Raw genomic sequence first — 13924 nt, 5'->3', positions numbered from 1 at the left:
CCTGAGCGCTGTTCGCGTTCCCTCCCGCTTACCTCCTACCGCTTCCCGCTCCCCTCCCCACGCCCCCCGCTCCCCCGTCCGACGGAGAGACCCCCACCATGAGACGAGTCCTCGGCACCCTCGCGGCCACCGCGCTGGCCCTCACCGGCCTGACGGCCACCGCCGCCCCGCCCGCCTCGGCCGCCGCCACCGGCTCCTTCGACGTGCTGACCTACAACATCGCGGGCCTGCCCCTGGGCCTCGGCGACAGCGACCCCGAGACGAACACCCCGCTGATCGGGCAGCGCCTGGCCCCCTACGACATCGTCAACGTGCAGGAGGACTTCAACTACCACGCCTCCCTGTACGCCAACGACACCCACGCGTACCGCACCGCCACCAGCGGCGGCGCGGGGATCGGCGACGGCCTCAACACGCTGTCCGACCATGCCTTCGAGGACTTCGAGCGGGTCGACTGGAACGACTGCGCCGGCACCGACTGCCTCACCCCGAAGGGCTTCACGCTGGCCCGGGTCCGCCTCGCCGAGGGCGTCTTCGTCGACCTGTACAACGTCCACACCAACGCCGATGTGACGGACGCGGCCCTGGCCGCCCGCCGCGCCAACATCGAGCAGCTGTCGGACTTCGTCCAGGAGCGGTCGGCGGGCAACGCCGTCGTCGTCATGGGCGACACCAACACCCGCTACACCCGCGCCGGCGACAACATCCGCACCCTGCTCGCGGAGAACGGCCTGCGGGACCCGTGGGTCGACCTTGTCCGCGGTGGTTCCGCGCCCGCGCAGGGCAGCGAGGCGCTGGTCTGCGACGCGGTCGCGCCGACCGACGACTGCGAGGTGGTCGACAAGGTCCTCTACCGGGGCAGCGACCTGGTCTCCCTGAGCGCCACCCGCTACCACAACGCGTGGGCGTCGTTCCTGCGGGACGACGGCGAGCACCTCTCCGACCACTTCCCGCACGAGGTCGGCTTCTCGTACACCCTCAACCCCGCGCTCCGGGCGAGCGACTTCTTCGGCGGCCCGCACGGCACGGCCTTCAACGACGCCGACGACCTGCCGGCCGCCCCCGCCCCGCGCACCCTCACCCTGCGCGGCGGCGCCCGGCTGGACGCCGTCTCGCTCACGCACGACGGCGGTACGGCGCTGAGTCACGGCGGCACGGGCGGCACCGCCGTCTCCCTGACCCTGGCCGCGGGCGAGCACCTCACCTCGGTGGCGCTCACCCGGGGCCAGAAGGACGGCCGGACCCGGATCTTCTCCGCCGCGTTCGGCACGGACCGCGGCCGCGTCCTGTCCGCCGGTACGGCGACCTCGGACACGAAGACCTTCACCGCGCCGTCCGGTTGGCAGATCGTCGGCTTCACGGGACGCGCGGGCGAGGAGATCGACAAGCTGGGCGTGGTCTACGCGCCGATCGGCTGAACCGGCGCCCCGCGAGGGCGGGGCGGGCCGGGGCGGGGCCGCGCTACTCACCGCGCAGCACCTCCGCGATGGTCAGCCTCGCCGCACGCCGGGCCGGTACCAGCGGGCCGAGCACCGCGATGGTGACCCCCGCGAGGGCGAGGCAGGCCAGAACGGGGCCTGCCAGACGTCCGTCATGTACGCGGGCAGGGTGATCCCCACCGCGTCCGCCAGATACCCGGGCAGGGTTGGCTAGCCTCTAGGGACCCCAGGCATCCCGGAGGAACCCCGCATCATGGCGCGCGCAGGACTCACCGCCGACCGGCTCACCGCGGCCGCCGCGGACCTCGCCGACGAGGTCGGCCTCGACAGGGTCACCCTGTCGGCGCTGGCCCGTCACTTCGGGGTGAAGGACGCGAGCCTGTACTCGCACGTGCGCGGCCTCCAGGACCTGCGGACGCGGATCGCGCTACTCGCGGGCGGAGAGCTGATCGAGCGGATCGCCCTGGCGGTCGCGGGCCGGGCCGGCCGGGACGCGCTGGCGGCGTTCGCGGGCGCCTACCGCGCGTACGCCCTGCGCCACCCGGGCCGCTACGCCGCCACCCAACTCCCTCTGGACCAGGCCCTGATCGCGGACACCCCGGCCCTGCGCCGCACCGCCGACATCACCTCTTCGATGCTCCGCGCCTACGGTCTGGAGGAGCCCGACCTGACGGACGCGGTACGCCTGCTGCGCAGCACCTTCCACGGCTACTGCGCCCTGGAGTCGGCCGGCGCGTTCGGCGCGCCCAGGGACGTGGACCGTTCCTGGGACAAGGCCGTGCAGGCGCTTCACGTGGCCCTGGAGCACTGGCCGAGCGAGGCGGACGCGAACGTCTGAACGTCCTCGTAGCTCGGTGCGGTGCCGTGCGGCTCCCGTCCGGCCCGAATGGCGACGGCCGTCTCCACGGCCGCGCCGAGCGCCCGCCGGTACGGCAGCGACCCCAGACTGACCCGGCGCACGCCGAGGTCGGCGAGGTGCGGGAGGGAGGGTCCGGCGGGCGAGTACAGGATGTTGAGCGGAACATCGAGCCGGTCGACCAGCCGGCCGATCCGTGCCGGGTCGGTCAGCCCCGGCACGAACACGCAGTCGGCGCCCGCCTGCTGGTAGGCGTCGAGCCGCCGCAGGGTGTCGCGTTCGTCCCCGTCGCGGAGCCAGTGGGTGTCGGTGCGCGCGTTGACGAAGAGCGTCGGCGCCGCCCTCCTCACGGCGGCGATCTTCGCCGCGTGCAGGGCGGCGGGTCCCGTGCCGTCCTCCAGGTTGATCCCGACGGCCCCCACGGCGAAGAGTTGCCGGGCGAACTCCCCCACCGTGTCCGGGTCCTGGGCGAATCCGCCCTCGGCGTCGACGGAGAGCAGGAACGGCCCGCGCCCGAGCGTCAGCGCGAGCCCGAGCGTCTCGTCCCGGGTCACCGAGGCCCCGTCCGGCACCCCCGCCGCGGCGGCTACCGCGAGGCTGGTCGTCCCGACGGCCGGGAACCCCTCGGCCGCGAACGCCGCCGCGGAGGCGTGGTCCCAGGCGTTGGGCAGCAGCAGGGGCTCGTCACCGTGGTGGAGCCGGGCGAACGCGGTGGTGGTGGGCGGTCCGGAGGTCATACGGGCCACGGTAGGCGGGGGTCGCTTCGGCACCGGCCGAACGGTCGCCGCCAACGGCCGAACGGTCGTCGCCCCGGCTCGGTCGTCGCCGCGGCTCGGTCGTCGCCACCGGCTCGGTCGCGCCGCGCACCGGGCTCAGCTCACCTCCACCCGTCCCTCCCCCATCCGCACCCGCTGCTCCCCGCCCCCGATCCACCGCACGACGACCGTCTCGCCGTCCGCCCCGCCGTCCGCCCCGCCGTCCGCCCGGTCGGGCTCGACGTCGACCGTGACCAGGCCGGACAGGTCGGCCGGGTCGGGGTCGGCGGTGAGGCGGGCGACGGCGGCGAAGAGGGTCGGGGCGTCGCCGACGGTGCCCGTGAGACCGTCGGTGAGGGCGACGGCGGGAGCCAGGTCGGCACGGAGGCCGCCGGTCCCGGGCCAGCCCGTGATCCGGACGGGGGTGCCGGGCTCCGCGCCCGTCACCAGGTGCAGGCGGACCTCCACCGCCCCGCGCACCAGCACCGCGCTCGTCACCCGCGCGCCCGAGGGCACGGTGTGCCGGGAGGCCGCCCAGCCGTCGCCGACGCCGAGGGGCTCGATGCCGGTACGGCCCGGGTCCTCGCCGACGAACACGCTGTTGTCGTACGCGGGGGACGGCGCGGTCGCCGTGGAGTAGGCGAGCCGCGAGTAGTGCGGGTCGTAGGCGGGGTGCTCGCTGCCGTGGTTGTGGAGGCGGACCAGGCCGTCCGAAGCCGTCGACTGGAGCAGCCAGTTGGGCGGGGTCACCGGGTGGGCGGCGTCCGGTCCCTCCGCCGGGGAGGGTTCCTCACGGGCCGTCCACACCTCGTGTTCCGGCGGCAGCAGCAGGCACAGGAACGCCTTGCTCGCCCAGTAGGGGGAGGCCGGGCCGGAGTAGTCCTGGAGCACGGCCGGGTCGGGGCCGTGCCAGCCGAGGGTAAGCAGACCCCGCTCGTCCGGCGCGCCCCGCTCCCGGAAGTGGCGCAGGGCGCCGGAGGCCAGGCGCCGGGTCAGGCCGGGTGCCAGGGGGGTGTGGCCGGTGAGCGCGCCGAGCCACAGGGGGGCGGTCGTCGCGAAGCGGTACGTCAGGGAGCGGCCCTGGTGCAGGGGGGCGCCGTCGGCGGCGAACAGGCGGGCGTAGTCGTGCAGATGGCGGGAGAGCCGTCCGCCGTAGAGGTCCAGCAGGGCGGGGTCGTCGGCCAGCCAGGCGTGCAGCACCGGGTAGAGGTGCATGGCCCAGCCGTTGTAGTAGTCGAACTTGCGGCCGTCGCCGTCGGTGTACCAGCCGTCGCCGAGGTACCAGCGCTCGATGCGTTCCAGGCCGCGGTCGACGGCCTTGCGGGACGCCTCCGGTTCGTGGCCGACCGACTCCAGGAAGCCGCCCACCGTCACCGGGAACAACTCCCAGTTGCACGGCCAGGGTTCGGCGGTCAGCGCGTCCGCCAGCCAGGAGGCCGTCCGCTGTCGCACGCCGTCGTCGAGCCGGTCCCACAGCAGCGGGCGGGTCAGGCGCAGGGCGAGGGCGACGGAGGCCGCCTCCACCAGGGGCTGACTGCGGTGCTCGACGCGGGGCCACACGCCCGCGGTGCCGGCCGCGAGTCCGTCGGCGTAGCGCTCCAGGGCCGTCTCGTCACCGCGGAAGGCCGCCAGCAGCAGGGTGCGGGCGTAGCCCTCCAGGCCGTCGGAGAGGCGTCCGGAGAAGCTCTGCCGGTCGCCGGGGAGGTGGTAGAGGGCGCGGTCGGCGGTGGCGTACGGCTCCACCGCGGCCAGCAGCGCGTCGGCGGCCGCCTCCCAGTGGGCGCGGGTGAAGCCGGTGCGAGGGCTCAGGACGCGGTCCTCGGGCGGCGGTTGCATCGGTTCTCCCGTCGGCTCGTGGCGCCCGGGGCGCGGGCGCCGTGGCACGGACCTGGGGCGCCCCGGTTCCGGTCGGGACGCCCCAGGTGCTCATCCCACCCTCACCAGGCCCTCGGGCACCAGACCCTGGACGACGAGTTCGTCACGGACCAGGCCCGCGTAGGCCGTGGCGCCGCGCACCGAGGTGTGGGTGTTGTCTCGCTTCTCGTTGTAGAGGTACAGGGACTTGGAGCCCTCCGGGCCGAGCGACTCGACGAGCGCCTTGCTCAGCGCCGTCAGGTCGATCAGGGGGACGTCCTCGGCCTCGGCGACCGACCGGACGACCGCGGGGTGGTCGACGCCGAGGCCGTTGACGAGGAGCGCGGTGCCGTTGTTCAGGGTGCCGTCGGAGTTGAACCAGCGTCGGACGATCGGGGTGACGAGGACCGGCCTGCCGCCCTTCTCCCGCACCCCCGCCACCAGGGCCTCCAGGTTGGCCCGGTAGGTGGCCTCGTCGGTGGTCTTGTCGTTGTGGGCGAGCTGGACGAGGACGAGGTCGCCGCGGTGGATCCGCGGCTGGACGGTGGCCCACAGCTGCGGGTTCCCCAGATAGGTGACCGTACTCTCCCCGGAGTCGGCGTGGTTGGCGACCGACAGCCCCTTGCGGAGGTACTGCGGGAGCTGCTGGCCCCAGCCGTAGTAGGGGTCGCCGGGCTGGTCGCAGACGGTGGAGTCGCCGACCAGGAAGATCTGGCGGGCGTGCCGGGCGGGGGTGACCCTGATGTCGGCGAGGGCCGGTGCCGTGCCGCCGATGACGAGGTCCAGGCCGGAGTTTCCGTCGGGGCCGGTCGGCTCGCCCTCGGGGGTGCGGACGTCGACGGTGAAGCTGCGGGCGACGCGCTCCCCGGCGGGCGCCGCCGTCTCGGGGAGCAGCGCGCGCCGGGTCTCGCCGGTGATCGCGGTGCTGGACTCCGTGTCGCCGCCCAGCAGCACCCTGACGTCGTAGGTGCCGGGCGGGACGTCGAAGTGGCAGGTGGTGGCGGTGCATTCGGCCGGTACGGGCGCCGGCCGGGCGGCTCCGGCGGCCTCGGCGGGTACGGCGCTCAGGGCGGTGCTCAGCGCCACCGCCGCCAGCACAGCGATGCTCGGACGTCTCACCGGCAACTCCTCCGTCAGGGCGAACAGGATCTGGCGGTGGACCGTACCGTCCTCCACAAGCGCTTTCTAGACCCTGAACCGAATTCACAAGATTGCCAACATCCAGTGCGCGCAAGCCCTTTCGTAAAAACGATTCAACTGTCACTCTCGCTGACACCCGCAACCCCCAGGTCTCCCCAAGGAGGTCCGTCATGTCCGGATCCCCGCACCACCCCGTCGGCCGGCGCGCCTTCGTCCTCGGCGCGGCCGCCGCCGCGGGCACCGCGGCCCTCGGCGGCACCGCCTCGGCCGCCGCGTTCGGCTGGAGCGACGACGGCTCGAACTACGTCGTCGACACCGGCGCCAACCTGGTCTTCAAGGTCCGCAAGTCCAACGGCGACCTGTCCTCGCTGGTCTACCGGGGCGTGGAGTACCAGGGCTACGACGGCAAGAACTCGCACATCGAGTCCGGCCTCGGCTCGTCCACCGTGACGATCCTCCAGTCCGGCTCGACGATCCTGGTCTCCGTCACCTACGGCACGCTGAAGCACTACTACGCGGCCCGCAGCGGCGAGAACAACATCTACGTCTGGACCAACAAGGCCGACACGTCCGTCTCGGCCACCCGCTTCATCCTGCGGGTGAAGGCGGGCCTGTTCCTCAACGACGAACCGGACTCGTACACGTACGCGCCCACCGCCATCGAGGCGTCCGACGTGTTCGCGAAGTCGGACGGCCAGACCCGCTCCAAGCACTACTCGAACCTCCGGGTCCTCGACTACGACTACGTCGGCTGGTCGGCGGGCGGTGTCGGCCTGTGGGTCGTGCGCAGCAACCACGAGAAGGCGTCCGGCGGCCCCTTCTACCGCTCGCTGCTGCGGCACCAGAGCGCCGACGGCGGCGGTCTGTACGAGATCCTGTACTACGGCCAGAACCAGACGGAGGCGGAGCGCTTCGGCCTCCAGGGCCCGTACGTCATCGCGCTCACGGACGGCGGCGCCCCCTCCTCCGCCCTCTTCCCCGGCACGCTCACCACCTCCTGGGCGGACTCCCTGGGGCTGTCCGGCTACGTCGGCGCGAGCGGCCGGGGCCGGGTGGCGGGGGTCGGCATCACCGGCCGGAACACGGCCTACGCCTACACCGTGGGACTCGCCAACAGCGCCGCCCAGTACTGGGGTTCGGCGCGCTCCTCGGACGGCTACTTCTCCGTCCCCGGGGTGCTGCCGGGCACGTACACGCTCACCGTCTTCAAGGGCGAACTGGCCGTGTACACCAGCTCGGTGACGGTCACCGCGGGCGCCACGACCACCCTCAACACCATCGCCGTCCCGTCCTCCAACGACCCCTCCAACGCGAGCGCGATCTGGCGGATCGGCGACTGGAACGGGACGCCCGCCGGGTTCAAGAACGCGTCCCTGATGGCGTACGCGCACCCCTCCGACGCCAGGGCCGCCGCCTGGACCGGCAATGTGGTGATCGGCAGCGGCACCGAGACCTCCGCCTTCCCCTGCTACCTCTGGAAGGACGTCAACAGCGGGATCCTGGTGTACTTCCGGCTGACCGCGGCGCAGGCCGCCGCCGCGCACACCCTGCGCATCGGTGTGACGACGGCCTACGCGAACGGGCGCCCCCAGGTCGTCGTCAACGACACCTGGACCTCTGCCATCCCCTCCCCGCCCACCCAGCCGGCCACCCGGTCGCTGACCAACGGCTCGTACCGGGGCAACAACCACACCTTCACCTACAGCGTGCCGGCGTCCGCCTGGCTGACGGACACCAGCGCCTACAACAAGCTGCGGATCGACGTGGTGAGCGGTTCGGGGACCACCTCCTACCTCAGCGCCGGCACTTCGGTCGACGCCATCGACCTGCTGGGCTGAGTTGCCGTCAGCTGCCGCGCGTCCACTGCTGGTTGGTTCCGCCGTTGCAGGTGTAGGTGATGACGGCGGCGGAGTTGGCGGTGGACGCGCCGTTCACGTCGAGGCACTCGCCGGTCGCCCGGGAGACGACGTTGACGTAGGAGCCGGTGGTGACCAGCGACCACTGCTGGTTCGTCGCCGAAGCGGCGCAGTTCTCCTGGGTGACCGTGCTCGCGTTCTCCTGGACGCACAGCGAGCTGTGCCGGAGGGCGAGTTGGTAGTGGCCGCCGCCCACGGACCTGAACCAGTACCGCTGGTTGGCGCCGCCGTTGCAGTCGTACTGCTTGATCTGCGCGCCCTGCCACTGCGACTGGCTCGTCACATCGGCGCACTTCGCGGAGTGCCGGGCGATCAGCGTGCTGTACGTGGCGCTCGTCCCGACGGCCGTTCCGGTCGCCGTGTCGACCGTGACCTCCGGGGTCCAGGACATCGACAGTGTGGTGGAGGTGGGGAAGGACAGCGGCAGCCAGACGTAGCGGGAGTCGTTGACGGTGCCGCCGAAGGAGTTGCCCCAGCGGTCGCCGAGGTAGAGGTAGGAGGTGCCCGAAGTGCCCTGCACGGGAAGGACGTACGCGGTCTGCGAGCCGTAGGCCGTGGTGTCGCCGACGTTCGCCATCGCGGTCCAGGGTCCGGCCGGGGAGGTGGCGGTGGCGTACTGCTGCTGGTTGGGGTTCCAGCCGGTGGCGCCCGAGGTGAGCATGAAGTACACCCCGCCCCGCTTGAACAGCGCGGGCGCCTCCCGGTGGCCGCCGTGCCAGGGGTCGGCGACCAGGGCGGCGACGCCGGTGTAGTCGGCGGTCAGCCGGTAGATGTGCAGGTCGTAGTTCTCCCGGGCGGCCGAGACCATGTAACCGGTGCCGTCGGTGTCGACGAAGACCGTGATGTCCCGGGACATGTGGGTGCCCAGCGGGCGGAAGCTGCCCTGCCAGGTGTAGTCGCCGTCGACGGTGTCGGAGACGGCCACGGCGGCACGGGCCTCGCTGTAGTCGACGCCGTTCTCCTTGTGCATCCACATCACGAACCTGCCGGTGGCCGCGTTGTACATCACCTTGGGCCGCTCGATGTTGGCGGTGGCCAGCTCCGGGTCGCTCGCCTCGGTGAGGACGTGGTTGCGGAACTCCCAGGTCTTCAGATCCGTGGAACGGTAGGCGTCGACGTAGCGGAAGGTGTTGTCGGCGTTGCGGTGCTCGCCGAACCAGTAGTAGTAGGCGCCGACCTTGAGGATCCCGCCGCCGTGGGCGTGCACCGGGTTGCCCGAGGTGTCGGTGAACCCGGTTCCGTTGGTGACCGTTTGCGGCGCGGCCTGGGCGGGCCCGGCGGTGGCCAGGGCGCCGGCGAGGGCCAGGCAGAGGGCGAGCAGGGCCACGTACACACGTCTCATCGCATGCTCTCCTAGGGGTGGGGCCTCGGGACACGCTCCGGATGTTCGACATCGCGAACGGCATCTGCGATGACGAACGCCGAAAAGGTAAGGGTGTGTTACGGGGAGGTCAACGGGTCGCGCGGGGCCGAACCCGGCCCGATGGCCGGTCGATTCCGGCACGGTCCCGCGCCCACCGTTGCGACCTGCTGGGACACCCGCCCAGGATTGATCCATGACGGATCGGAACGTCCTCGTGGACGACGAGTTCGAGGTACTGATCGTCGGCAGTGGGCCCGTCGGGCTCACCGCCCGCGCGTTACTGGAGCGTTGGGGCGTACGGACCCTCACGGTGGAGCGGCATCGCGAGCTGTCGCCCTTCCCGCGTTCGCGGTTGGTCAACATGCGGTCGATGGAGATCTTCCGCGGTCTCGGGCTGGACCGGGACATCACGGAGACCGCCTTCGGCCCGGAGTTCGGCACCCTCCGCTTCCGGGACACCGCGGACGGCGCCGACTTCGCCGTGGCGCGCTGGGTCGGCGTCAGTTCGCCGGTGCCGGAGAGCCCGGCGCTGGGTGTGGTCACCTCGCAGGACCGCCTCGAACCCCATCTGCTGGCGGCGGCGCGGGCGCCGGTCCGGTTCGGCACCGAACTCGTCGGGCTCACCGAGCAGGTCGACGGGGTCGTGGCCCTCCTCGCCGACCGGGCGAGCGGCGCCACCACCCGGGTGCGGGCCCGCCTGCTGCTCGCCGCGGACGGCGCCCACTCCACCGTCCGGAGACTGCTGGACATCGGCACCACGGGCCCCGGGGCGCTCGCCGACATGACCACCGTGGTCTTCGACGCCGACCTCGACCGCTGGTGCGCCGGACGGCCCGCCGGGGTCTACTTCCTGGCGAACGGATCGCTGATCCCGCTCTACCCCGAGGGCGGCTGGGCCTGGATCGGCCCGCACCCCGAGGCCGCCGGTCGCACCGCCTGGCCGGAACTACTCGGCGGCCTGCTGGGCGCCGAGGCGCCGGTCGAGGTGGCGCGGGTGCAGCGCTGGGAGATGAACGCCTTCGTCGCCGACCGCTTCGGCCACGGCCGGGTCCTGCTGGCCGGCGACGCCGCGCACGCCCTGCCGGTCACCGGTGGCCTCGGCATGAACACCGGGATCGCCGATGTCCACAACCTCTGCTGGAAGCTGGCGGGCGTCCTGCGGGGATGGGCGGCGCCGGAACTGCTCGACAGCTACGGGACGGAACGGCACCCCGTCGCCCGTCGGACACTCCGCCAGGCGGTGGCCAACGCCGAGCTGATGTTCCAGGTGCAGGCCCGCCGCCGCAAACAGCTCCGGTCCGGGGCGGGGCCCACGGCGCGGGTCGAACTCCCCTGGTCGGAACGGTACTTCGCGCAACTCGGGCTGCTGCTGGGCGTCGCCTACGACTCCGGTGCCGTCCTGCCGGACCGCAGCGCCGAGCCCGAGCCGCCGGACCCGGCCGTGGACTACGTCCCCACGGCGCGGCCCGGACACCGGATGCCGCACCTGTGGCTGGCCCCGGGACGCTCCACGCTGGACACCTTCGGCGCGTGGTTCACCCTGCTCACCCCCGACCCCGGTGCCTGGCGGTCACCCACGGCGCCGTCCGCGCCGTTACGGGTCGAGCCGCTGCCCGCGCAGCACACCGGCGCGTGCGGGATCGGCCCGCACGGCGCCGTCCTGGTACGGCCGGACGGCCATGTCGCCGCCCGCTGGGCCGCCGGGCCCGCCGGCCCGGGGGTGCTGCACGAGGCCCTCACCGCCGTCACCGGCACCTGATCCCCATGCCGGTCGCACCGCCCGCCCGTCGGCCCCGCCCGCCTTCCCGTCGGCCCGTCCGGCCGCCGCTCTGCCCCGTCCGGCCGCCCGGCCACGGTTCGACTAGCGTCGGGGCATGACCGGCACCACCCTCGCCCAGGCCCTCGCCTCCGGTCCCGTCGTCCTGGACGGCGGGATGTCGAACCAGCTGAAGTCCGACGGGCACGACCTCGGCGACGCGCTGTGGTCGGCGCGGCTGCTCGTGGAGCGGCCCGAGGCGATCACCCGGGCGCACCTCGCCTATTTCGCGGCGGGGGCGGACGTCGCGACCACCGCGAGCTACCAGGCCACCTTCGAAGGGTTCGCGGGTCGCGGGATCGGCCCCCAGCGGGCCGCCGAGCTGCTCGCCCTCAGCGTGGAACTGGCCCGGGAGGCCGCGCGTCGGGCGACCGCCGACCGCCCGCTGTGGGTCGCGGCGTCCGTCGGCCCGTACGGCGCGATGCTCGCCGACGGCTCCGAGTACCGCGGCCGCTACGGCCTCACCGTCGACGAACTGGAGCGCTTCCACCGGCCCCGTCTGGAGGTGCTGGCCGCCGCCGCGCCCGACGTGCTCGCCCTGGAGACGGTCCCGGACGCCGACGAGGCACGCGCCCTGCTGCGCGCGGTGCGCGGACTGGGCGTCCCGGCCTGGCTGTCCTACTCGGTGGCCGGCGACCGGACCCGCGCCGGGCAGCCGCTGGAGGAGGCGTTCGCGCTCGCCGCCGAGACGGACGAGGTGATCGCGGTCGGCGTGAACTGCTGCGCGCCCGAGGACGTGGACGCGGCGGTGGCTACCGCGGCCCGGGTCGCCGGCAAGCCGGTGGTCGTCTACCCCAACAGCGGCGAGACCTGGAACGCCGACGCCCGCACCTGGGAGGGCCGCTCCACCTTCACCCCGGCCCGGGTCCACGGCTGGCGGGAGGCGGGGGCCCGACTCCTCGGCGGCTGCTGCCGGGTGGGACCGGAGGCGATCGGCGGCATCGCGGAAGCGGTCCGGGGGTAACGGGGCCGGTCCCCTCGGGGCCAGCGGGTACGGAACGCCGGGAGCCGGACCGCTGGACGCGGCACGCTGCGAGCCGGGCGCCTCGCACGGGCACCGGCGACCGCGCGCCGTCGTCCACCGACGCCGCGCGTCGGACGCGAACCGGCAGGTACGAGCACCGGCCCCCGGTGACCGGCGTCCCCGCCGGGTCAGTGGCGGCGCACCGCTCCGGGGAGTCGCAGGCGGCGGACCACCGCGCGCAGCTCCGCGCCGCGCATCGTGCCGTCGGCGGGGACGGACACGGACGGTACGGGGTCCTCGGGGGCCGGGGCGGCCGCCCACAGGGCCAGCTCGCGGTCGCGGGGGCCGAGGTCGGTGCGCGGTTCGCCCGCGCCGAAGATCCGCACCGGATGCGTGGTGTCCCAGTGCTGCCAGCCGGGGTCGCCGTGCTCGGCGAACCGCACCCAGGCGCGGTGCATGGCCTCGGACAGCTCGGGCGGAGCGCCCTCGCCGGCCAGCTTCACCGACTCGGGGACCTCCCCGGTGCCGAAGACGAACCCCAGCTCCAGGGCGTGACAGGCGCCCAGGCCGGGCCGGTTGGAGGGCCAGGCGAACTCGTAGACGTGGGTGGTGTCCGGCCGGGCGTCCGCCAGCCGGTGCAGCGGGAGCCGCAGCAGGTGGTCGGTGACCATCTGGCCGACGATCTCGGCGGTGCCGGCCCCGGGGTGCAGGGTGCGGTAGCCGCGGGGGACCTCGTGGCCGCAGTGGCAGCGGGCCATGGCGCCGGCCAGCGCGACCGCGCCGAGCCGGTCGACGCGTTCCAGGAGGCCGCCGGGCACCAGCCACAGCCGGTACTCCTCGCTGGTCCAGCCCACCATCAGCTCGACCCCGGCCGCCGCGCCGCCCTCGGTCAGCGCATCGAGCGGATCGCACGGCACGACGTCGCCGTCGACGACGACACCGAAGGCGGGCCCGCCGAGCACCGGGCTGCTCAGCCTGCCGACCTCGGCCTGGGTGCGCAGCAGCACTTCCCGGTCGACCTCGGCGAAGGCGGCGGCCGTGGCCGGGATCCTCAGCCGGGCCGCCATCCGGCGCACCATCCGCCGTACCTTGTCCCGCTCGGCGGCCTCGGGCGGGCCGCTCTGGAGGATGGCCCGCCGCACCATGCCCCGCGTCTGCGGGGCGGCGAGCAGGGCCCCGGCGCTGATGGCTCCCGCGGACTGTCCGAACAGAGTGATCCGGTCGGCGTCGCCGCCGAAGGCGCCGATCGAGGCGCGCACCCACTCCAGGGCGGCCATCTGGTCCCGCAGTCCGGGGTTGGCGGGGGCGTCGGGGAACAGTCCGTACCCCTCCACCCCCAGCCGGTAGTTGACGGAGACCAGCACGATCCCGTCGCGGGCGAAGTGCCGTCCGTCGTACACGGGCACCGCGGAGGACCCGCGGGTCAGCGCGCCCCCGTGCAGCCACACCATGACGGGCAGCCGCGCGCCGGGGTCCGGGGCGGGCGTCCACACGTTCAGGTTGAGGCAGCCGTCCCCCGCCACCACGGGATCGGACAGGAACTGGGCGAAGGCCTCGGAGTACGGCGGCTTCGGTGCCGTCGGCCCGAAGGCCCCGGCGTCGCGGACGCCGTCCCAGGGCTCCGGCGGCACGGGCGGCCGGAAGCGGAGCGGGCCGACGGGAGGCGCCGCGTACGGGATGCCCCGGAACACCGCGACGTCGTTCTCGTACCTGCCGCGCACCGCCCCGTAGGGGGTGTCGACCACGGGATTCGTCGAGTCCGCCGGCATCTGCCCACCAGCCCTTCGCCAACGCTCCGGCACCGTTCACATCAGAGCACCA

General features: G+C 73.7%; 10 protein-coding genes. 5 read left to right on the top strand and 5 right to left on the bottom strand.

All coding sequences use genetic code 11. The annotated features are described in order from the left end of the window. The first annotated feature begins 98 nt into the window (after nt 1-98). Nucleotides 99-1418: a jacalin-like lectin gene (locus AB0E07_RS23635; protein WP_362255475.1), complete on the top strand. Its 1320-nt coding sequence runs from the start codon at nt 99-101 to the stop codon at nt 1416-1418. 274 nt (nt 1419-1692) lie between these two features. Next, a complete protein-coding gene (locus AB0E07_RS23630; RefSeq protein ID WP_362255472.1) occupies nt 1693-2277 on the top strand; it encodes a TetR-like C-terminal domain-containing protein in 585 nt (194 codons plus the stop codon). Here AB0E07_RS23630 and AB0E07_RS23625 read toward each other — a convergent pair. The 3 genes from AB0E07_RS23625 to AB0E07_RS23615 form a co-directional block, all read right to left on the bottom strand. Continuing rightward, nucleotides 2229-3032 (bottom strand): isocitrate lyase/phosphoenolpyruvate mutase family protein, encoded by an 804-nt coding sequence (locus AB0E07_RS23625; RefSeq protein WP_362255469.1) that lies wholly within the window; start codon nt 3030-3032, stop codon nt 2229-2231. The genes AB0E07_RS23630 and AB0E07_RS23625 overlap by 49 nt on opposite strands. Nucleotides 3033-3167: 135 nt before the next feature. Beyond that, entirely contained in the window at nt 3168-4886 is a 1719-nt protein-coding gene (locus AB0E07_RS23620; RefSeq protein ID WP_362255466.1) for a DUF2264 domain-containing protein, read from the bottom strand. A gap of 90 nt (nt 4887-4976) precedes the next feature. Beyond that, nucleotides 4977-6023 carry a rhamnogalacturonan acetylesterase gene (locus AB0E07_RS23615; RefSeq protein ID WP_362255745.1) on the bottom strand — a complete coding sequence of 349 codons (1047 nt, stop codon included), beginning with the start codon at nt 6021-6023 and terminating at the stop codon, nt 4977-4979. A gap of 191 nt (nt 6024-6214) precedes the next feature. Here AB0E07_RS23615 and AB0E07_RS23610 point away from each other — a divergent pair, with 191 nt between their 5' ends. Beyond that, nucleotides 6215-7882, top strand: a complete 1668-nt coding sequence (locus AB0E07_RS23610; RefSeq protein WP_362255463.1) for a rhamnogalacturonan lyase B N-terminal domain-containing protein — start codon at nt 6215-6217, stop codon at nt 7880-7882. A gap of 7 nt (nt 7883-7889) precedes the next feature. Here AB0E07_RS23610 and AB0E07_RS23605 read toward each other — a convergent pair whose 3' ends face one another. After that, nucleotides 7890-9302 carry an RICIN domain-containing protein gene (locus tag AB0E07_RS23605; RefSeq protein WP_362255460.1) on the bottom strand — a complete coding sequence of 471 codons (1413 nt, stop codon included), beginning with the start codon at nt 9300-9302 and terminating at the stop codon, nt 7890-7892. Nucleotides 9303-9516: 214 nt separating this feature from the next. On the opposite strand from AB0E07_RS23605, the gene AB0E07_RS23600 reads away from it, so the two are divergent. After that, nucleotides 9517-11082: an FAD-dependent monooxygenase gene (locus AB0E07_RS23600; RefSeq protein ID WP_362255457.1), complete on the top strand. Its 1566-nt coding sequence runs from the start codon at nt 9517-9519 to the stop codon at nt 11080-11082. 115 nt (nt 11083-11197) lie between these two features. Continuing rightward, the gene (gene mmuM / locus AB0E07_RS23595) at nt 11198-12103 is read left to right on the top strand and encodes a homocysteine S-methyltransferase (RefSeq protein ID WP_362255454.1); all 906 of its coding nucleotides are present in this window, start codon (nt 11198-11200) and stop codon (nt 12101-12103) included. A 188-nt stretch (nt 12104-12291) separates the two neighbouring features. On the opposite strand, the gene AB0E07_RS23590 is transcribed toward mmuM, so the two are convergent. Further along, nucleotides 12292-13872: a carboxylesterase family protein gene (locus AB0E07_RS23590; RefSeq protein WP_362255451.1), complete on the bottom strand. Its 1581-nt coding sequence runs from the start codon at nt 13870-13872 to the stop codon at nt 12292-12294. Nucleotides 13873-13924 lie beyond the last annotated feature (52 nt).

It is taken from the genome of Streptomyces sp. NPDC048002, from assembly GCF_040653275.1.
Lineage (GTDB): Bacteria > Actinomycetota > Actinomycetes > Streptomycetales > Streptomycetaceae > Streptomyces.
Note: the sequence above shows the minus strand (reverse complement) of the source record. Positions and strands in the feature narration are given on the sequence as shown.